The sequence below is a fragment of the Streptomyces sp. NPDC006551 genome, from assembly GCF_040611675.1.
Taxonomy (GTDB): domain Bacteria; phylum Actinomycetota; class Actinomycetes; order Streptomycetales; family Streptomycetaceae; genus Streptomyces.
In genome coordinates this window covers 158,698-176,262 of the sequence record NZ_JBEXOT010000004.1, presented here as the reverse complement: position 1 = coordinate 176,262, position 17,565 = coordinate 158,698, and the positions used below count along the sequence as shown (strand labels likewise).

Genomic DNA, 17,565 nt, shown 5'->3' with positions numbered 1-17,565 from the left:
CGTCATACGCGCCTCCTGACGGTGCGGCGGGCGATGTGACGGGTGTCGAGGCCGGAGAGGCCGCGCACGGCGACGTACGCCTTCTCCCGGCCGGGCAGGGAGACGCGGCCGCGCAGGACGGCCTCGGGGTCGCGTTCGATCCGGTCGAGCAGGCGCCGGTAGATCCCGGCCATGGCGGCGACACAGGCACCGCTGCGCCGGTCGAGCATGGGCAGCAGGCGGTAGCCCTCGGCGAACAGGGCCCGTGCGCGCCGGACCTCGAAGTGGACGAGTCCGGTGAAGTCGGCCCCGGCCGGCGGGACGTCGCTCTCGAAGCCGTCGCCGCAGCCGAACTTGGCCAGGTCGTCGGCGGGCAGGTAGGTGCGCCCGTTCCCGGCGTCCTCCCGTACGTCCCGGAGGATGTTGGTGAGCTGGAGGGCGAGCCCCAGGGTGTCGGCGTACTCGGCGGCGCGCTCCGCGCTGTGTGCGCCGGGCTGGGTGCCGAAGACGCCGAGCGAGAGCCGTCCGATGGCGCCGGCGACGCACCGGCAGTAGGTCTTGAGGTCGTCCCAGGTCTCGTACGACTCGCCGCGGACGTCCATCAGCACGCCGTCGATGAGTTCGTCGAGGCCGCCGAGCGGGATCGGGAAGCGCCGGGACGCGTCGGTGAGGGCGACCGCGACGGGGTCGGTGTCGTCCTCGTCGACGGCGCCCTGGCGGATCCGGTCCAGAAGCGCGCGGGTGGATTCGAGCCGCTCCCGCTTGGCGTCGGGCGCGAGGGCGCCGTCGCCGATGTCGTCGACGCGCCGGGAGAACGCGTACAGCGCCGACATGGCCTGTCGCTTCTCGGTGGGCAGCAGTCGGATGCCGTAGGCGAAGTTACGGGCCTGCTGTCCGGTGACGGCCTCGCAGTAGCTGTACGCCGCCTGCACCGGTGCGGACGCCTCCGTCTGTTCCTCCACGGTCCGGCTCACCCCTCTCTCCGCGCTCGGAGCAGGACCGTTCCCGCTTGGCGCATCACACTCGCCGTGGTGGCCCTGGGCGGCCTCGGCAGGACGTCGAAACCGGCGGCGGCGATCGCGTCGAGCGCCGCGTGTCCGCCGGCGGTGAATCCGGCGAGCAGCAGCCGCAGCCTGCCGTGGACGCTCCCGACCAGCGGGGTTCCGTCGTCCAGGAGTGCCCGGGCGCGTGCGGCCTCGAAGGCGATCAGGGCGCGCACCGACGCGCCGCCGGTGGGCCGGGCGAGGTCGTCCTCGGTGACGTGGAAGCGCTTCAGGTCTTCGGCCGGGAGATAGATCCGGTCCCGGCGGAGGTCCTCGGCGACGTCCTGGAGGTGCTCGACGATCTGCAGGGCGGTGCAGACGGTGTCGGAGCGACGGACGCGTTCGGGGGTCTCGGTGCCGGTGATCGCGAGGACGAGACGGCCGACGGGGTTGGCGGAGAGTGCGCAGTACGCGAGGAGTTCGTCGTAGGTCTCGTAGCGGCGTACGAGCTGGTCCTGGCGGTTGGCCTCGATCAGCCCGAGGAAGGGTTCGGGGGTGAGGCCGCACCGCTGGATGGTCGGCCGGAGCGCCCGCAGCAGCGGGTGCCGCGGGGCGCCGTGGGAGGAGTCGAAGACCCGCGCGAGATCGGCCTCGAAGGCGTCCAGCATCGCGAGCCGGTCGTCGGCCCGCTCGGGGTCGACGCCGAGGTGGCGGGCGTCGGCGCCGCCGGGCGCGAGGTCGCCGTCGCCGATGTCGTCGACGAGACGGGCGTAGCCGTACACGGCCATGAGATCGTCGCGCCAGGCGCGGGGCAGGAAGAAGGGGGCCACGGGGAAGTTCTCGTCCGTGGCCTTGTCGAGCGTGGCGCGCGATGTGGCGTCGGGGCGCGCCTGCCGGGTTCCCGTCACTGAGGGCTGCCCGACGCGGGGACGGCGACACCCTCGGGGAGCTGGAGATTTCGCGTCATGGCCGTCACATCTCCTGTTCTACACTGCCGATCCAATCCATCCTATTTCGGACACGCCACCGGTCTCCCCCGGGGGGATCACCGCCTGGCGGCCGGGATGCTAGGGGGTATCGCCCCACTTGCCACGAATCAGCACCGCTACAGCTTACGTTGTACAACGCCCAACGCCTCGCCGGGGTGCGGAGCACACCGGAAATACCGCGCCGTGCGTGTCAACTTTCCTTGAGACGGCGGAAGTTCACGCTCCGTTGACCTTCAGTCGGCGCGGGCGCCGGAGACGACCATGGCGAGGGTGGACTCGACGACGTCGTGGCGGCGCTGCGCGGGAAGCCGACGGAGGGGGCCGTCGAGCAGCAGGAGGGACAGTCCGTGCACGGCGGACCACGCCGCCACCTCGGTCGCCGGCCGGGCCCGGTCCGGGACGCGGCCGGTCCGGGCCAGTGCCGCCAGCGCGTCGGTGAGCAGCGTGAACGCCCGGATCTCGGGTTCGGCCTCCGAGGCGGGTACAGCGGGTGCGAAGCCGTCCGCGCAGGAGGATCGGGGGGTGCAGAAGGCGGCGCGGTAGAGCCCTGGCTGGTCGAGGGCGAAGCCGACGTAGCCGCGACCGAGGGCGGCGAGCCGCTGCTCGGCGGCGACGGCCGGTTCGTCGGCGCCGGGGGTGCGGGCGGCGGCGTGCTCCATGGCGTCGGCGAGCGCCCGCTGAGCGTGGATCTTGACGGCGCGCAGCAGCTCGCCCCGGCCGTCGAAGTGGCGGTAGGCGGCGGTGGGCGAGACGCCGACCCGGCGGGCGGCCTCGCGCAGCACGACCCGTTCGGGGCCGCCCTCGGTGGCGAGGTCGACGGCCGCGGAGATCAGCGCGTTGCGCAGATCGCCGTGGTGGTAGGACTTTCCCCCCGAGAAGGCTGCCATGGGCTCATCCTGCCCGATGTTGACCGCATGAACATCCCAGGTGGGGGCGCGACGCGTGGAAACGGCGAGGGTCCCGCCGGTTGTCGCCGGCAGGACCCCTTCGCGCCCGGTGCGGACTACTTCCCGGTCTCGCGCTCGTACGCCTTGAGGACCTCTTCCGTGGGCCCGTCCATCAGCAGCTCGCCCTTCTCCAGCCACAGCACTCGGTCGCAGGTGTCCCTGATCGACTTGTTGCTGTGGCTGACCAGGAAGACCGTGCCGGCCTCCTTGCGGAGCTCGCGGATGCGCTCCTCGGAGCGGATCTGGAACTTGCGGTCACCGGTCGCCAGCGCCTCGTCGATCATGAGGACGTCGTGGTTCTTGGCGGCCGCGATGGCGAAGCGGAGCCGGGCACCCATACCGGAGGAGTACGTACGCATCGGCAGGCTGATGAAGTCGCCCTTCTCGTTGATGCCGGAGAAGTCGACGATCCCCTGGTACCGGTCGCGGATCTCCTCCTTGCTCATGCCCATGGCGAGACCGCCGAGAATGACGTTGCGCTCGCCGGTGAGGTCGCTCATCAGCGCCGCGTTGACTCCGAGGAGCGAGGGCTGGCCGTCGGTGTACACCTTGCCGCTCTCCGTGGGGAGCAGCCCGGCGATGGCGCGCAGCAGGGTCGACTTGCCCGAGCCGTTGGAGCCGATCAGGCCGATGGCCTCTCCGCGGTAGGCGGTGAAGGTGACCCCGCGCACGGCGTGCACCTTGCGGACGCCGCGGGCGGTGTCGCTCTTCTTCCGGCGGATGATGCGGCTCAGCGCGGCGGTGGCGCTTCCCTTGCCGCCGCCGCCGGCGTTGACGCGGTAGACGATGTGGACGTTGTCCGCGATGACGGTGGGAACGCGTCCCTGAGTGCCGGTCTCAGCCACGGCCGTACCTCTCCTCGGCCTTCCAGAAGTAGACGAAGCCACCCAGGCCCACGAGCACGGACCAGGCGAGCGTGGCGATCCAGACGTGCGGCGGCAGGTTGGCGGCGCCGTAGCCGTCGATCAGGGCGAACCTGATCAGATCCATGTGCAGGGCGGCCGGGTTGTACTGCAGGAGGTCGGCGATCCAGGCCGGCTGGTCCGCGAGCATCACCGGGATCGAGAACATCACGCCGGACGCGTACATCCAGGTGCGCATGATGAAGGGCATCAGCTGGGCGAGATCGGGCGTCTTGGCGCCCATCCGCGCGACGATCATGGCCAGACCTGCGTTGAAGAGGAACTGCAGGACCAGCGCGGGGATCATCAGCAGCCAGCTGAGCGCCGGGTAGCTGCCGAAGGCGACCGCGATGGCGATGAGCACGATCATCGAGAACAGCAGCTGCTGGAGCTGCTGGAGCGCGAAGGAGATCGGGAGCGAGGCGCGGGGGAAGTGCAGCGCCCGCACCAGACCGAGGTTGCCGGAGATCGCCCGTACGCCGGCCATCACGGAGCTCTGGGTGAAGGTGAACACGAAGACGCCGGTCACGAGGAAGGGGACGTACACCTCGCGCGACATGCCCCGGTCGGCCTCCAGGATCAGACCGAAGATCAGGAAGTAGACCATCGCGTTGAGCAGGGGGGTGACCACCTGCCAGAGCTGGCCGAGCTTCGCCTGGCTGTACTGGGCGGTGAGCTTCGCCTGGGAGAAGGCCAGGATGAAGTGGCGCCGGCCCCATAGCTGCCGGACGTACTCGACGAGCCCCGGCCGGGCGCCGCTGACCGACAGACCGTGCTTGGCGGCGAGCGCGGCCGGGCTCAGGCCGTCGTCGACGGACGGCGGGGAGCTCGTCGCGACCGCACCGTCGTGGGTTGTGTCACTCACAAGTCGAAACTTTCGTATTCAAGATGCGCGGCAAGTCGGGTACCACGATGTCAGACGACGGGTGGGCGTCCCAGTCGGGTCAGCCGCCACACCGTACGCCACTTCATGGGGCGGCGCGGTCCGCAGGAAGTCGTCCACCCTTCCCGGAAACCGCCGAACCATGCCTTGAGGGCGGAGACGGACGGCCGCCGTGCCAGCGTGAGCAACAGCCAGACACCGAGATAGGCCGGAACCAGGGGTGCGGGGAGGTTGCGGCGAGCCAGCCACACTCGGTTGCGCGCCACGTTGAAGTGGTAGGTCGCGTGCCGGGACGGTGCGGTGGTGGGGTGGAGCAGCACCATGTCGGAACGGTAGTCGATCATCCAGTCGGCGTCGAGGGCGCGCCATGCGAGATCCGTCTCCTCATGGGCGTAGAAGAATGCGTCCGGCAGGCCGCCGACCTCGGCGAACACCTTCGTACGGACGGCGTTGGCACCGCCGAGGAAGGTGGTCACGCGCGAGGAGCGCATGGGGTCGGCCGCCCGCAGTCGCGGTACGTGCCTGCGCTGGGTCAGACCGGTCTCCGGGTCCGCGATCCGGAAGCTGATGATGCCCAGCCGCGGGTCGGCGGTGAACGCCTGCCGGATCAGCTCGGCGGTGTCCGTGCCGGCCAGCAGACCGTCGTCGTCCAGGAAGAGCAGGGCGTCCACGTCGGTGCCGCCGGGGCCGAAGGCCTCGATGCCGACGTTGCGGCCGCCGGGGATGCCCAGGTTCTCCGGCAGCTCGATGGTGCGGACGCCGTCCGGCACCCCGGTGACGGGGGCGCCGTTGCCGACCACGACGACCTCGATCGGGTCGCCGTCCTGTTTGGCGACCGAGTCGAGGAGCGCGCGCAGGTCGTCGGGCCGGTTGCCCATGGTGATGATGACGGCGCCCAGCTTCATCGGCGTACTCACACTCGTCCTCACTTCAGCCGGCTCGACGCCAGGATCGACACCAGGTGCAGCAGGGTCTGGACCAGCGCGATGCCCGCGAGGACCGCGACACCGAGCCGCGAGAAGAACAGATCGCCCCGGGCCGTGTCCACGATCGCGAGGACCAGGATCAGCAGCGAGGCCTCGATGCCGAGGATCAGCCGGTGGAACTTGAGCGCGGCGGCGGCCCTGCGGGCCAGCGCCATGCCGGAGGAGCGCGGCTCGGACGCCGCCTCCTTGACCGGCGGCAGCCCGCCCTGGTGCCGGGCGACGCCGACCAGGTCGGTCTCGGCCTTGATCAGGATGGCGCCGAGGGCGGCGAGGGTGCCGAGGAAGGCCCACAGCCAGTCGATGCGCCCGGGCCCCCACAGGTCGGCGGCGCGCAGGCCGAAGCCGACGAGGACCGCCGCGTCGCACAGGTAGGCGCCGACCCGGTCCAGGTAGACACCGCCCAGCGAGAACTGCTTCTTCCAGCGGGCCACCTCACCGTCGACGCAGTCGAGCAGCAGGTAGAGCTGGACCGCGACGACACCCAGCACGGCGCCCCAGATCCCCGGGATCAGCAGGGCCGGGGCGGCGAGGACGCCGCACACGGTCATCACATAGGTCAGCTGGTTGGGCGTGACCCGCGTGCCGACCAGGTGCCGGGTGATCCGCAGCGAGATCTCCCGCATGTACAGACGGCCGCCCCAGTGCTCACCGCTGCGCCGGTCCTTCACTCCCGCCGGGTGGACGACCGGGCGGAGCTCAGCTACGGATGGTCTTGGCATAGTCGGCGTACGCGTCCCTGATCTCGTCTGTGGACAGGTCGAGGTGCTCGAGGATGGTGAAGCGGCCCGGACGGGTCTGCGGGGCGAATTCGACGGCCCGGACGAACTCGTCCACGCTGAAGCCGATCTCCTCCGGAAGCACGGGCAGACCGTGCCGGCGCAGGGTGTCGACCATCAGCGCGGATTCGTCGCGCGCGCCGCGCAGATGCATCGCGAAGGCCGCGCCGAGGCCGCACTGCTCGCCGTGGCTGGCCGCGCGGGCCGGGAAGAGCAGGTCGAAGGCGTGGCTGATCTCGTGGCAGGCGCCCGAGGAGGGCCGGCTGTCGCCGCTGATGGACATGGCGATGCCGGACATCACCAGGCCCTCGGAGAGGGTGACGAGGAAGTCGTCGTCGCCGACACCCCCGGGGTGCCGGAGCACCGCTTCGCCCGCGCTGCGGGCCATGGCGGCGGCCAGGCCGTCGACCTTCTCGCCGGTCTGGGCGTGGGAGAGCTCCCAGTCCGCGATGGCGGAGAGGTTGGAGATCGCGTCGCCGATGCCGGAGCGGACGAAGCGCACGGGGGCGTCGCGGATCACGTCGAGGTCGATGACCAGCGCGATCGGGGTCGGGACGCCGTAGGAGCCGCGGCCGTTGTCGTTGTCGAGGGTGGAGATCGGCGAGCAGATGCCGTCGTGCGACAGGTTCGTGGCGATGGCGACCAGCGGCAGGCCGACACGGGCCGCCGCGTACTTGGTCACGTCGATGATCTTGCCGCCGCCGAGCGCGACGACGGCGTCGTACCGCTGGCCGCGCATCGCGTCGGCGAGCTTGACGGCCGCGTCGATGGTGCCGCCCTCGACCGGGTACCAGTCGGCGCCGGGCAGCTCGGGGGCGAAGCGGTCACGCAGCTTGACGCCGGAGCCGCTGCTGATCGCGACGGCGATCTTGCCGTTGCTGGAGATCCGCTGGTCCGCGAGGAGCGCGGACAGATCGTCCAGCGCTCCTCGGCGGATGTCGACGACGACCGGCGACGGAATGAGCCGGGTCAGTACTGGCACGCGATGTCACGGCCCTTCGCCAGGTCGTCGTGGTTGTCGATCTCCACCCACTTCACGTCGCCGATGGGCGCGACGTCGACGGTGAAGCCGCGGTTGACGAGCTCCTGGTAGCCGTCCTCGTAGTAGAGGTCGGGGTCGCGCTCGAAGGTGGCCTTCAGGGCGTCGGCCAGCTCCTCGGCGGCCTCGGCCTCGATGAGGGTGACACCGATGTACTCGCCGGTGGCGGCGGCCGGGTCCATCAGCTTGGTGATGCGCTGGACGCCCTTGCCGTCGGCGGTGACGACCTTCATCTCCTCGTCGGCGAGGCTCTTCACCGTGTCGAGGGCGAGGATGATCTTCTGGCCGTCGCCGCGCGCGGCGAGCAGGGTCTTCTCGACGGAGACCGGGTGCACGGTGTCGCCGTTGGCGAGGATGACGCCCTTCTTCAGGACCTCACGGGCGCACCACAGGGAGTAGGCGTTGTTCCACTCCTCGGCCTTGTCGTTGTCGATCAGGGTGAGCGTGACGCCGTACTCGGCCTCCAGGGCCTCCTTGCGGTCGTACACGGCCTCCTTGCGGTAGCCGACGACGATGGCGACCTCGGTGAGGCCGACCTCCGCGAAGTTCTTCAGAGTCAGGTCGAGGACGGTGGTGTCACCGTCGACAGGCACGAGGGCCTTCGGGAGCGTGTCGGTGTAGGGGCGCAGACGCCTTCCGGCACCGGCTGCCAGTACGAGGCCAATCATGCTGTTTCTCCTTCGTCATGTACGGCGGGTGCTCCGGAGGACACCCAGAAACGGATGGACTCCACGAGCACCACGAGCGCAACGGCGACGGCGAGGGCGGTGAGCGCCAGGGTGAAGTCGTCGCCACGGCTCGCGAGCAGAGCGGCGAGCAGGGTCACCAGGAGCGTGCGGCCCTCGTGACCGCCGATGGTGCGCACCAGCCACGAGGGCGGCGCGCCGGTGCCGCCGCGGATGCGGTACACCGTGTCGTAGTGATGGTAGGCGACCGCCGCGATCAGCCCGAATGCGGCGGGCAGCGCCCCGGGGGCGTCCGCCTCGGCGGCGATCAGGAGGACGGTGCCGTACTCGGCTGCGCGGAAGACGGGCGGGACGAGCCAGTCGAGGGCGCCCTTGAGGGGGCGAGCGACGGCGAGTCCGGCGAGGATCGCGTAGCCGGCGGCGGCACCGGCGGTGGCCGCGCTGCCGATGTCCTGGGTCGCGGTGACACCGAACAGGAGCGCGGCGCCGAGCAGGGCGAGCACCGGCGGCGGTACGGGCAGGGGGCGCCGCGCGGCCTTGGCCACCAGCTCGGCGAGGGGGCCCGAGTCCGCGAGGTCGGCGAGCGCCTGGGCGGCGCGATCGGTGCGGCGCGCCTTGCGGGTCACCGAGCGCAGGACGCGGCCGGCCGTGGTGTAGCAGGCACCGAAGGCGCAGCCGACGAGCAGGGCGTAGAACACGATCCGGGGGCTGGTGACGGCGGTGAGGACCGCGATCATCGCCCAGCGCTCGCCGATCGGGAGGATGATCATGCGGCGGGCCCAGACGGTCCAGCCGACGCTGTTCAGCCGGTCGGAGAGGGCCGCGGTGGGGCTCGTGTTGGCCTGGGCGTCGTGGTTCGCCTCGTTGAAGGAGAAGTCCACGACATGGCGGCAGGTCATCAGGACCATCGCGCCCAGCGCGAGCGCCCACACGTCGTCGCCGTCGCGTGCGGCGCCGAGGGCGAGGCCCGCGTAGAACGCGTACTCCTTGGCGCGGTCGAAGGTGGCGTCGAGCCAGGCGCCCATCGTCGAGTACTGGAGGGAGTAGCGGGCGAGCTGCCCGTCGGTGCAGTCCAGAACGAAGGAGACGAGGAGCAGGACGCCGGCTGCGAGGTAGCCGCCGCGCTCGCCGGTGGCGGCGCAGCCGGCCGCGACGAGGGCGGTGAGCAGCGAGGCGGTCGTGACCTGGTTGGGGGTCAGCCCGCGCCGGGCGCACCAGCGGGCGATGTAGCGGGAGTACGGGCTGATGAAGAAGGTCGTGAAGAAGCCGTCGTGTGCCTTGACCGCGGAGCGCAGGCGTACGGCCTCGTCGTCGACGGCGGCGACGGCGGCGCGGGCCGCGTGGCGGGCCTCGGCGTCGACCGGCACGGCGGCGACGAGCGAGCCGAGCTCGGGCCGGTGCACGGCCACGCCGTCGGCGCCGAGGGCGTCGGCGAGGGCGTCGGGCAGGCTCTCGCCCGCCGGGGCGTCGGCCAGCGCGCGGGTCAGCGCCGGGCGGGCCTCGCTCCGCGCGGAGAGCACACCGGGCGCCGCGACCGCGGGGAAGCGGGGGTCGGTGAGGGCCAGGCGCAGTGCGTGGAGGTGTCCGACGAACCGCGGGTCGACCACGGCGACGCGTTCGACGGCCGGGACGGCGGCGAGCAGCGCGCCCGTCTCGTGCGGACCCGAGGCGACCCTGACGTCGAAGCCGAGCGACCGCAGATCGCCGTCGAGCGACGATCCGGGTGCCGGCGGACCGGTGAGGATGGCGGTCGACAGACGAACTCACTCCTTGGAGCTGGCGGACGGGCCGGCGGGGTCCTTGGCACACGGCCCCGGGCATGGTGGCGCGGCCCGGCATCGGGCGGCGGCACGTCGGCCGAGGCTATCGGATGAACGAAAGCGCGAGTTCACCGAGGCTTCGCGATGAGGACTCCCCCGGGCCCACTCGAATCACCGCGAGCGAGCCGCGTCCTGCGGAGATCATCATGGGCGATCGACACCCCGCCCCACAAACCGCGTCCCGCCGCCCCTCGGCCGGGACGCCCGCCCGCCCCCCTGGCCCCCAAGATCGTCGCGCGCGCCTGACCTGCGGACATAACCGCAGGTCAGGGCAGTTGACAACGGTGTTCAGTGCCGTGTTGCGGATACCCCCCACCCGTAGTTCACTTGCCCCTCGGGGCACAGGAACGACACGACCGGGAGGCCTTGTCATGGGGGCTGGACACGACCACGGGCACAGCCATGGAGGCCCGCCGCCGACGGGTACGGCGGCGGCGGCCTACAAGGGGCGGCTACGCATCGCGCTCGCGATCACCCTCTCCGTGATGGTGATCGAGATCGTCGGCGGCATCCTCGCCGACTCGCTCGCGCTGATCGCCGACGCGGCCCACATGGCGACCGACGCGGTCGGCCTGGCGATGGCCCTGCTCGCGATCCACTTCGCCAACCGGCCGCCCAGCGAGAACCGCACCTTCGGCTTCGCCCGGGCGGAGATCCTGGCCGCGCTCGCCAACTGTCTGCTGCTGCTCGGCGTCGGCGGCTACGTGCTGTACGAGGCGATCCAGCGGTTCATCGAGCCGGCCGAGACCAAGGGCGGGCTGGCGATCACGTTCGCGCTCATCGGTCTGGTCGCCAACATGATCTCGCTCTCCCTGCTCGTCCGCGGACAGAAGGAGAGCCTCAATGTGCGCGGCGCCTATCTGGAGGTGCTCGCGGACGCGCTGGGTTCGGTGACGGTGCTCGTCGCCGCGGGCATCATCCTCGCGACCGGCTGGCAGTACGCGGACCCGATCGCCTCGATCCTGATCGGCCTGATGATCGTGCCGCGCACGGTCAAGCTGCTGCGCGAGACCCTGGACGTGCTCCTGGAGTCGGCCCCCAAGGGCGTCGACATGGCGGAGGTGCGATCGCACATACTGGCACTGCCCGGCGTCGAGGACGTCCACGACCTGCACGCCTGGACGATCACCTCCGGGATGCCGGTCCTCTCCGCCCACGTGGTGGTCGATCAGGCCGCCCTGGACTCGGTGGGCCACGAGAAGATGCTGCACGACCTGCAGGGATGCCTGGGCTCGCACTTCGACGTGGAGCACTGCACCTTCCAGCTGGAGCCCGCCGGTCACGCGGAGCACGAGGCCAAGCTGTGTCTGTGATCCCTGTTAGTCTCTTCGTACGAACGTGAGGTGGGAGAGGAGCTGAGGTTGATGACCGTCGCGATGGAGGCTGCCCAGTGCGGCAGCGCCCGGTCCAGCTTCAGCTCCCGGGCCTCCGGCTGATCTGATCCCCCGGTTCCCCGCATCGCGGAACCGGTACGTCACGACGTCGGCCGGGGCCCTCTCACACAAGGGTTTCCCACGTTGTCCGACAACAACAACGCTCTGTACGAGGCGTTCTTCGCCCTGCACCACGGTCTTCCGCGGCAGGGTCCGGGGTCCGACGCCACCACCCGCCGACTGCTGGCGCTCTCCCTCGACGCCCCTGGGGGGCGTGGGGGGACCCCCAGCCCGCTTCCCGAGCGTCCCCGCGTGCTCGACCTGGGCTGCGGTCCCGGCCGCTCCGCGCTGCTCCTGGCCGCCGAGGCGGGCGCCGAGGTGACGGCCGTGGATCTGCACGAGCCGTTCCTGCGGGAGCTGCGGGAGGCCGCCGACGCCCGCGGCCTCGGCGACTCGATCCGCACCCTCCACGCCGACATGGGCGAGCTTCCGGTCCCGGACGGGTCCTTCGATCTGGTCTGGGCCGAGAGCTCGGCCTACTCCATCGGTTTCGACACCGCGCTCGCCTCTTGGCGGCGGCTGCTCGCGCCCGGGGGCACGCTGGTGCTCACCGAGTGCGAGTGGACCGTCGACGACCCGAGTCCCGAGGCCCGCGCGTTCTGGGAGCGGCACTACCGGCTGCGTACCACCGCCGAGAACACCGCGGCATGCGTCGCGGCCGGCTATCACGTCCTCGGGGTCGTCCCGCAGCCCGAGGGCGACTGGGACGAGTACTACGGCCCGCTCGGCGAGCGGGCCGACGCCGCGGACCCGTCCGCGCCGGGTATGGCCGAGGCGCTCGTCGCCACCCGCGAGGAGATCGCCATGCGCCGGGACCACGGCGCGGAGTACGGCTACACCGGCTATGTCCTGCGGCCGGCGGACACCCGGTGGCACACGCGGGAGGAGACCGCGGCGGATGTCCCTCTCGTACGGGAGGTCAACGCTGCGGCCTTCGCCACGGCGGAGGAGGCCGCGCTGGTCGACGCCCTGCGCGAGGACGAGGCGGCCTGGCTGCCGGGCCTCTCGTACGTCGCCGAGGCGCCCGACGGCACGGTCGCGGCCTATGCGCTCATCACCCGCTGCCATGTCGGTGACGTCCCGGCGGCGGCGCTCGCGCCCGTCGCCGTGTCGCCCGCCCACCAGCGCTCCGGCGCGGGGCAGGCCGTCGTCCGGGCCGTGCTCGACGCCGCGCGGCTGCGCGGGGAACGGCTCGTCCTGGTGCTCGGCCACCCGGAGTACTACCCGAGGTTCGGTTTCGTACCGGCTTCGCGGTACGGGATCAGGCCCGTGTTCGAGGTCCCGGACGGGGCCATGATGGCCCTGGTCCTGGGCGGTTCCGGTCCCGTGCCCTCCGGCACGATCCGCTATCCGGCGGCCTTCGGCGTCTGACCTGAGCGCCGTGCCCGCCGCATCGGATGTACTCCGGTGCGGTGGGCACGGCCATGTCCGGCCTCCGAAGTACGGACAAGCCGCTTTTGTACGGCAGACTGAGGTGCCCCCACCGGGCCGATACCGAAGCGAAGGACGGGTATGCCGACCACACCAGCCACCGCGGCACAGAGCTCGCCGAACGGAATCTCTTCGAGCGGCGTTCAGGCATCGATCATGCTCGAGCTGGTCGACGAGGACGGCAACACCATCGGCACGGCCGAGAAGCTCGCCGCGCATCAGGCGCCGGGGCAGCTGCACCGGGCGTTCTCGGTGTTCCTCTTCGACGAGGCGGGCCGTCTGCTGGTGCAGCGCCGCGCGCTCGGCAAGTACCACTCCCCCGGTGTCTGGTCCAACACCTGCTGCGGTCACCCCTACCCGGGCGAGGCGCCGTTCGCGGCCGCCGCCCGGCGTACTTACGAGGAGCTGGGCGTCTCGCCCTCGCTGCTGGCCGAGGCGGGCACCGTCCGCTACAACCACCCGGACCCGGCCTCGGGCCTGGTGGAGCAGGAGTACAACCACCTCTTCGTCGGCATGGTGCAGGCACAGCTGCGGCCGGACCCGGAGGAGGTCGAGGAGGCCGCCTTCGTGACGGCGGCCGAGCTGGCCGAGCGGCACGCGACCGCGCCGTTCTCCGCCTGGTTCATGACCGTGCTGGACGCGGCGCGTCCGGCGATCAAGGAGCTGACGGGTCCGGCCGGGGGCTGGTGATCCCGGCCGGGGGAACGTTTCCGTACGGGGGAACGCTCCCGGGCGCGGGGATGGTTCCGGGCGGCGCGGGCACGCCTCCCGGCGCGGTCCCGGCCATGGGGACGCCTCCGGGCAGGGCCCCGGGCGTCGCGGCCGCGGCCGGCCCGGCCGTCGGCGTCCGTGGGGTGAGGGGCAGCGCGGCCCAGATGATCTTGCCGCCGCTCGCGGTGTGCTCCACATCGCACGTCCCGCCCGCCTCCAGCGCGGTCTCCCGCACCAGGAGCAGCCCGCGGCCGCCGGTCTGTCCGTAGTCCGCCTCCAGCGCCTTGGGGCGGTAGGGATGGTTGTCCTCGACGGACACCCGGATCCACTCCGCGCCGATGGCCACCTCCACCGCCACCTCGGGGGAGAGCAGTGCCGCGTGCTTGACGGCGTTGGTCACCAGCTCCGAGACGATCAGGAGCAGTCCCTGGACGGTGTCCTCGTGGACCGGTACTCCTTGACGGATCAGCAGATCGCGTACAGCATGCCTGGCCTGCGGAACGGAGACGTCGACCGCGGGAGCGGTGAAGCGCCAGACCCCTTCGTAGGACGGTGGCCGGGCGGGGACGCTCCCGCGGCTCTCCATAGTCCGGCTCCCACCCTCGTGCTCGATTGTCGCCACAGGTCGAGTCTTGGTAATCCGTCGGTCCACACGGCCTACTGACCAGAAGTCGACACTTATCGGCCAGCTTTTGATCGGGTGAGTATGCCAACGTCAGTTGTTCGACTGACCCTGATCTTCTTCTGACCTCTTCGGAAGGGTGGCTTCCGGAGGTGCGACCATGCCGACGATCCGTCGGCCCCCGACGCCGATGGCGATCAGGCCGAGCCCGTCGAAGAGCAGCGCCAGCGAGAAGAAGCAGCCGATGACATAACGGCTGCTGTCGGGCCAGTCGAGGAGCACGAGCACCCCGAGCAGCAGCCCGAACGCCCCCTGCAGCAACGTCCAGCCGAACTGCGGCCCGCGCACCACCGCACTCCCCACCAGCCGGAAGACACCACCGGTGAGGAAGAGCAGCGCGGCGAACATGGTCAGCGCCTCGGCCGAGCCCTCCGGGTGGCGGATGACGACCACACCGGCCGCGAGGTTCAGCGCGGCGACCACCACGGCCAGCCAGAAGTAGCCGGTGCCACGGGACTCGATGGCGTGCAACAGCCCCACGACACCGCCGATGAGCAGCAGCCAGCCGAAGAGGAGCATCGAGGTGAGCGTGGCGACGCCGGTGTAGATCAGACCGACGATCCCGCCGAGGACGAGCAGCGCGCCGAGCAGCGCGAGCCAGCCGAAACTGCGGTTGAGCCTCTTGCTCTCCCGTACGGCGTCGTGGGACTCCCGGGTCATGCGCGCCTCCTCCTCGCACCCCTTCTTGATCGTACGGTCGGGCGGCCCGGATAGCATCCGCCGCATGGAGCCCACCGAGCCGCAGCTGAAGACCTCCGTCGCCGACGGGATCGCCACCGTCCTCATCGCGAACCCGGCCAAGCGCAACGCGATGACGGCCGGGATGTGGCGGAGCCTGCCCGCGCTGCTCGCCCCGCTCGCCGCCGACCGAGCGGTGCGCGCGCTGGTCCTCACCGGCGAGGGCGGGACCTTCTGCGCCGGCGCGGACATCTCCACGCTGCGGGAGCCGGGCGACGAGCAGCAGTCGCTCGCGGTACGGGCCGAGGAGGCGCTCGCCGCCTTCCCCAAGCCGACGCTCGCCGCCGTGCGCGGCTACTGCGTGGGGGGCGGCAGTCAGCTCGCCGCCGCCTGCGACCTGCGGTTCGCCGAGGAGGGCGCGCTCTTCGGAATCACCCCGTCGAAGCTCGGCATCGTCTATCCATCCTCTTCGACCCGGCGCCTCGCCGCGCTCGTCGGGCCGTCGGCCGCCAAGTACCTGCTCTTCTCCGGGGAGTTGATCGACACGGCTCGGGCGCTGCGCACCGGCCTCGTCGACGAGGTGCTGCCGGCCGGTGAACTGGACAAGCGGGTGGCCGAGTTCACCCGCGTGCTGGTCTCGCGCTCGCAGCTGACGCAGGCCGCGGCGAAGGAGTTCGCGGACGGCCGCACGGACCGCGACGCGTACTGGGCGGAGCAGGCGCGGGGCAGCGGCGACACCGCGGAGGGGGTCGCCGCCTTCCTGGAGCGCCGCGCGCCCCGCTTCACGTACGGGGTGTGACTCAGGCGCCGTGTCTCAGGGCCCCGGGCCCCGGGTCCCAGAACCCCGGGTCTCGGTGCTCCCGGCCCCGTGGCCGCGGTCGCCCGGGCTCAGCGCTCCTGGACGAGGACCTTCTCGCCCTGGCCGCGCCAGTGCGCGACGATCGCGGCCGGGGCCTTGGCCGGCGAGCCCGCGTCGTAGGGCGGCTGGGGGTCGTACTCGGTCAGCAGTTGGATCGTCTGCGCCGTCTCGTCGCCCGCGATCCGGCCCAGCAGATGCAGGGCCATGTCGATGCCGGAGGAGACCCCGGCGGCGGTGACGTACTTGCCGTCGAAGACGACGCGCTCGCCGGTGGGTTCGGCGCCGAGCGGCTTCAGGTCGTCGAGCGCGAGCCAGTGGCTGGTGGCCCTGCGGCCGGAGAGCAGGCCGGCGCCGGCGAGGATCAGCGAGCCGGTGCAGACCGAGGTGGTCCAGGTGCTGGTGGCGTCGGCGGTACGGAGCCAGGCGAGGATCTCCGGGTCGTGCATGGCCACCCGCGAGCCGGGACCGCCGGGGACGATCACGATGTCGGGGTGCGGCACATCGGCGAGCGTCCGGTCGGCGACGAGGGCGAGGCTGCCCTGGTCGCCCCGGACCGGACCGGTCTCCTGGGCGACGAAGACGGTCTCGGCTCCGGGCAGGCGCGCGAGGAGCTCGTAGGGGCCGACGGCGTCGAGGGTGGTGAAGCGGTCGTAGAGCAGGACGGCGATCTGCATGGGATCCCTATCGACTGGTGGGGTGAACGGGGGCGTGGAAACGGCGGCGGTAGTCGGCCGGGGCCGTACCGAGCGCCTTGACGAAGGCGCGACGCATGGCTTCGGGGGTGCCGTAACCGGCCGCCCGGGCCACCTCCTGGACGCCGTGGCTGGAGTCCTCCAGGAGACGGCGCGCGTGTTCGAGCCGGACGCGGTCGACGTAGCGGCCGGGGGTGGTGCCGGTCTCCGCGTGGAACGCGCGGGCGAAATGGCGGGGCGAGAGCCGCGCGCGGGCGGCCAGCGCCTCGACGGACAGATCGCCGTCGGGGTGCTCGGTGATCCAGTGCTGGAGCTCGCGCAGCGGTGCGCGACGGGCCGTCTGGGCGGCGAGCTGGACGCTGAACTGCGCCTGATTGCCCGGGCGGCGCAGAAAGACGACGAGATGGCGGGCGACGGTGAGCGCCGCGTCCCGGCCCAGGTCCTCCTCGACCAGAGCGAGCGCGAGATCGATGCCCGCGGTCACCCCGGCGGAGGTGGAGAGCCTGCCGTCCCTGACGAAGATCGGGTCCGGATCCACCTCGACCTCGGGATAGCAGCGGGCGAGATGGTCACAGGCCAGCCAGTGGGTGGTCGCGCGGTGCCCGTCGAGGAGTCCGGCCTCGGCGAGCAGCAGCGCCCCGGTGCAGACGGAGACCAGCCGCTCGGCGCGCGGGGCGTTCTGCCCCAGCCATGCGATCAGCCGTGGGTCCGGCGCGCGGGTGCCCTCGCCGCCCGGGACGAGCAGCGTGTGCGGGGCCCCGGCCTCGACGGCTTCGGCGAGCGTGGAGTCCGGCAGCATCCGCAGCCCGCTGTGGGTACGTACGGGGCCTCCGTCGAGCGAGGCGGTACGGATCGGGTAGGTACCGCCTCTCCCCGCGTCGAAACGGCCGGCGCCGGCGAACACCTCCACCGGTCCGGTCACATCCAGGCTCTGCACGCCGTCGAAGAGGACGACGAGGACGGGTCGCTGCGTCATGCCCTCAATCCTTCGCGGGGCCGGGGACGGCCGCAATGACGAGTACCCCACCTTTCCTGCCATCGGGATCCCGGCGGTTCCCGTCGTACCGACCAGTCGGTAACGTTCAGGGC

At 71.6% G+C, this 17,565-nt stretch carries 17 protein-coding genes and 1 pseudogene; 4 read left to right on the top strand and 14 right to left on the bottom strand.

The annotated features are described in order from the left end of the window. Positions 1 to 2: 2 nt before the first annotated feature. The 10 genes from hpnD to ABZY12_RS06960 form a co-directional block, all read right to left on the bottom strand. Complete coding sequence (hpnD, locus tag ABZY12_RS07005) at positions 3 to 953, bottom strand: presqualene diphosphate synthase HpnD (protein WP_356887953.1); 951 nt, start codon at positions 951 to 953, stop codon at positions 3 to 5. Beyond that, the gene (hpnC, locus tag ABZY12_RS07000; protein ID WP_356887951.1) at positions 950 to 1,870 is read right to left on the bottom strand and encodes a squalene synthase HpnC; all 921 of its coding nucleotides are present in this window, start codon (positions 1,868 to 1,870) and stop codon (positions 950 to 952) included. The genes hpnD and hpnC overlap by 4 nt, the downstream gene beginning before the upstream one ends. Positions 1,871 to 2,184: 314 nt before the next feature. Beyond that, on the bottom strand, positions 2,185 to 2,838 hold the full coding sequence (locus tag ABZY12_RS06995) for a TetR/AcrR family transcriptional regulator (RefSeq protein ID WP_356887949.1): 654 nt from the start codon (positions 2,836 to 2,838) through the stop codon (positions 2,185 to 2,187). Between the two features lie 116 nt (positions 2,839 to 2,954). Then, positions 2,955 to 3,743, bottom strand: a complete 789-nt coding sequence (locus tag ABZY12_RS06990; protein ID WP_356887947.1) for an ABC transporter ATP-binding protein — start codon at positions 3,741 to 3,743, stop codon at positions 2,955 to 2,957. Beyond that, positions 3,736 to 4,665 carry an ABC transporter permease gene (locus ABZY12_RS06985; protein WP_356887945.1) on the bottom strand — a complete coding sequence of 310 codons (930 nt, stop codon included), beginning with the start codon at positions 4,663 to 4,665 and terminating at the stop codon, positions 3,736 to 3,738. Before ABZY12_RS06985 ends, ABZY12_RS06990 begins: the two co-directional genes overlap by 8 nt. 50 nt (positions 4,666 to 4,715) lie before the next feature. Further along, complete coding sequence (locus ABZY12_RS06980; protein ID WP_356888141.1) at positions 4,716 to 5,588, bottom strand: glycosyltransferase; 873 nt, start codon at positions 5,586 to 5,588, stop codon at positions 4,716 to 4,718. Between the two features lie 20 nt (positions 5,589 to 5,608). Next, on the bottom strand, positions 5,609 to 6,388 hold the full coding sequence (locus ABZY12_RS06975; RefSeq protein ID WP_356887943.1) for a CDP-alcohol phosphatidyltransferase family protein: 780 nt from the start codon (positions 6,386 to 6,388) through the stop codon (positions 5,609 to 5,611). Beyond that, complete coding sequence (locus ABZY12_RS06970) at positions 6,366 to 7,427, bottom strand: iron-containing alcohol dehydrogenase family protein (protein ID WP_356887941.1); 1,062 nt, start codon at positions 7,425 to 7,427, stop codon at positions 6,366 to 6,368. Before ABZY12_RS06970 ends, ABZY12_RS06975 begins: the two co-directional genes overlap by 23 nt. Further along, the gene (locus ABZY12_RS06965; RefSeq protein ID WP_356887939.1) at positions 7,415 to 8,152 is read right to left on the bottom strand and encodes a phosphocholine cytidylyltransferase family protein; all 738 of its coding nucleotides are present in this window, start codon (positions 8,150 to 8,152) and stop codon (positions 7,415 to 7,417) included. The genes ABZY12_RS06970 and ABZY12_RS06965 overlap by 13 nt, the downstream gene beginning before the upstream one ends. Continuing rightward, positions 8,149 to 9,927 (bottom strand): DUF5941 domain-containing protein, encoded by a 1,779-nt coding sequence (locus ABZY12_RS06960; protein WP_356888139.1) that lies wholly within the window; start codon positions 9,925 to 9,927, stop codon positions 8,149 to 8,151. The genes ABZY12_RS06965 and ABZY12_RS06960 overlap by 4 nt, the downstream gene beginning before the upstream one ends. Before the next feature lie 434 nt (positions 9,928 to 10,361). Between ABZY12_RS06960 and ABZY12_RS06955 the strand changes: the two genes are divergently transcribed. The 3 genes from ABZY12_RS06955 to idi all read left to right on the top strand — a co-directional run bounded on the left by ABZY12_RS06955 (position 10,362) and on the right by idi (position 13,544). After that, the gene (locus tag ABZY12_RS06955) at positions 10,362 to 11,303 is read left to right on the top strand and encodes a cation diffusion facilitator family transporter (protein WP_356887937.1); all 942 of its coding nucleotides are present in this window, start codon (positions 10,362 to 10,364) and stop codon (positions 11,301 to 11,303) included. Between the two features lie 204 nt (positions 11,304 to 11,507). Further along, a complete protein-coding gene (locus ABZY12_RS06950) occupies positions 11,508 to 12,794 on the top strand; it encodes a bifunctional class I SAM-dependent methyltransferase/N-acetyltransferase (protein WP_356887935.1) in 1,287 nt (428 codons plus the stop codon). Positions 12,795 to 12,935: 141 nt separating this feature from the next. Continuing rightward, positions 12,936 to 13,544, top strand: a complete 609-nt coding sequence (gene idi, locus ABZY12_RS06945; RefSeq protein WP_356887933.1) for an isopentenyl-diphosphate Delta-isomerase — start codon at positions 12,936 to 12,938, stop codon at positions 13,542 to 13,544. A 160-nt stretch (positions 13,545 to 13,704) separates the two neighbouring features. On the opposite strand, the pseudogene ABZY12_RS06940 reads toward idi, so the two are convergent. Both ABZY12_RS06940 and ABZY12_RS06935 read right to left on the bottom strand, forming a co-directional pair. Then, positions 13,705 to 14,151 (bottom strand): annotated as a pseudogene (locus ABZY12_RS06940) (ATP-binding protein); the annotation flags it as partial. 129 nt (positions 14,152 to 14,280) lie between these two features. After that, the gene (locus ABZY12_RS06935; RefSeq protein ID WP_356887931.1) at positions 14,281 to 14,907 is read right to left on the bottom strand and encodes a DUF308 domain-containing protein; all 627 of its coding nucleotides are present in this window, start codon (positions 14,905 to 14,907) and stop codon (positions 14,281 to 14,283) included. 64 nt (positions 14,908 to 14,971) lie between these two features. Here ABZY12_RS06935 and ABZY12_RS06930 point away from each other — a divergent pair, with 64 nt between their 5' ends. Then, a complete protein-coding gene (locus tag ABZY12_RS06930; protein WP_356887929.1) occupies positions 14,972 to 15,724 on the top strand; it encodes an enoyl-CoA hydratase/isomerase family protein in 753 nt (250 codons plus the stop codon). Positions 15,725 to 15,813: 89 nt separating this feature from the next. Here ABZY12_RS06930 and ABZY12_RS06925 read toward each other — a convergent pair whose 3' ends face one another. Both ABZY12_RS06925 and ABZY12_RS06920 read right to left on the bottom strand, forming a co-directional pair. Next, positions 15,814 to 16,458, bottom strand: a complete 645-nt coding sequence (locus ABZY12_RS06925; RefSeq protein ID WP_356887927.1) for a DJ-1/PfpI family protein — start codon at positions 16,456 to 16,458, stop codon at positions 15,814 to 15,816. Positions 16,459 to 16,465: 7 nt separating this feature from the next. Then, entirely contained in the window at positions 16,466 to 17,452 is a 987-nt protein-coding gene (locus ABZY12_RS06920; RefSeq protein ID WP_356887925.1) for a DJ-1/PfpI family protein, read from the bottom strand. Positions 17,453 to 17,565 lie beyond the last annotated feature (113 nt).

What these genes read in the sequence shown, in the direction of transcription:
- ABZY12_RS06995 (WP_356887949.1), bottom strand. Translation starts at nt 2,838, where the DNA reads ATGGCAGCCTTCTCGGGGGGAAAGTCCTACCACCACGGCGATCTGCGC.
- ABZY12_RS06980 (WP_356888141.1), bottom strand. Translation starts at nt 5,588, where the DNA reads ATGAAGCTGGGCGCCGTCATCATCACCATGGGCAACCGGCCCGACGAC.
- ABZY12_RS06975 (WP_356887943.1), bottom strand. Translation starts at nt 6,388, where the DNA reads ATGCCAAGACCATCCGTAGCTGAGCTCCGCCCGGTCGTCCACCCGGCG.
- ABZY12_RS06965 (WP_356887939.1), bottom strand. Translation starts at nt 8,152, where the DNA reads ATGATTGGCCTCGTACTGGCAGCCGGTGCCGGAAGGCGTCTGCGCCCC.
- ABZY12_RS06955 (WP_356887937.1), top strand. Translation starts at nt 10,362, where the DNA reads ATGGGGGCTGGACACGACCACGGGCACAGCCATGGAGGCCCGCCGCCG.
- idi (WP_356887933.1), top strand. Translation starts at nt 12,936, where the DNA reads ATGCCGACCACACCAGCCACCGCGGCACAGAGCTCGCCGAACGGAATC.
- ABZY12_RS06935 (WP_356887931.1), bottom strand. Translation starts at nt 14,907, where the DNA reads ATGACCCGGGAGTCCCACGACGCCGTACGGGAGAGCAAGAGGCTCAAC.
- ABZY12_RS06930 (WP_356887929.1), top strand. Translation starts at nt 14,972, where the DNA reads ATGGAGCCCACCGAGCCGCAGCTGAAGACCTCCGTCGCCGACGGGATC.
- ABZY12_RS06925 (WP_356887927.1), bottom strand. Translation starts at nt 16,458, where the DNA reads ATGCAGATCGCCGTCCTGCTCTACGACCGCTTCACCACCCTCGACGCC.
- ABZY12_RS06920 (WP_356887925.1), bottom strand. Translation starts at nt 17,452, where the DNA reads ATGACGCAGCGACCCGTCCTCGTCGTCCTCTTCGACGGCGTGCAGAGC.